The sequence below is a fragment of the Lysinibacillus telephonicus genome, from assembly GCF_003966145.1.
Classification (GTDB): domain Bacteria; phylum Bacillota; class Bacilli; order Bacillales_A; family Planococcaceae; genus Ureibacillus; species Ureibacillus telephonicus.
In genome coordinates this window covers 1-1114 of the sequence record NZ_RXNR01000157.1, presented here as the reverse complement: position 1 = coordinate 1114, position 1114 = coordinate 1, and the positions used below count along the sequence as shown (strand labels likewise).

The window sequence follows — 1114 nt, the reverse complement described above, 5'->3', positions numbered from 1 at the left end:
GACCAAGGAAAACAAGGAATCGAGGAGGCACGAAGCGGAGTGTACAATGTACACGAGCATCGTACCGACGAAGATGACGAAGATTTCCGCCGTGTCATCACACTTCGCAGATAGCGCCGATAGTAGTTGGGGGATATCCCTGTGAGAGTAGGACGTCGCTTCGCAAATGAAACCGCTGAGATTCAGCGGTTTTTTTATGTAGAAAAGGAAGCCCCCAACTACCAAAAACCGAAGGTTAGGTCGGCGCATATTAAAATTGAAAAAAGAATACTAAGAAATAATAAATAAGAATTGATTCGAGAAGCGCGAGAACCGAGGAGTTCAAGGAAACGAGGAAGAGGGGAGCGCAGCGTACACAGTACGTGAGCACCGCACTGACGAAGTTGACGCAGGAATCCGATGTGTTATCGCGCTTCGAGATAGCGCCGATGGAAGTTGTGGGCACCCCCTGTGAGAGTAGGACGTCGCTTCGCAAATGAAACCGCTGAGATTCAGCGGTTTTTTATATAGAAAATATAAGCCCCAACGGACAACGGTTGGGGAATGTCTCTTGTGAGTAGAATAATCGATAGACATTAAAAGCACTACTTTAAGTCGCACTCTTTAGTTTGCAATTTGCCTTTTGGTACTTGCTTGCCGTGTTTTGCTTTGAAGAGTATATAATCCATGATTAGATAATTAAAGGAAAAAGAATTAAGGCGTGGATACTGTGGAATCTATTTCATCGAAGTTATTCCTTTTCTACCATAACGGCTGTTCCATAAGCGATAATTTCACTCATATTTTGTCCGATTTCACCTGAATCAAGCGCATCATAATAATTGCGTTAGCACCCATTTCAGCAGCGTTTTTTACCATACGATCGATAGCTTGTTTTCTAGCATCTTCAAGCATTTCTGTATATTGACTGATTTCACCGCCAACTAGCCCTTTTAATGATGCGACAATATCTTTCCCAATTCCTCTTGCTCTTACGGTTAATCCAAATACTGGACTGGATCTACGTCAAGTTTTTGGACACAAAAAGATTAAGTTTTTTTGCACAACAACCATTCATGGATTGTTCCACATCCCAAGTAGATTGTCAAAGTGAAAAGAGCCTTTGACAATCTAC

Annotated in this window: 1 pseudogene; it reads right to left on the bottom strand. The window is 42.4% G+C overall.

What is annotated here, in order from left to right:
• Positions 1–730 precede the first annotated feature (730 nt).
• A pseudogene (locus tag EKG35_RS20735) lies at positions 731–993 on the bottom strand (YbjQ family protein); the annotation flags it as partial.
• Positions 994–1114 lie beyond the last annotated feature (121 nt).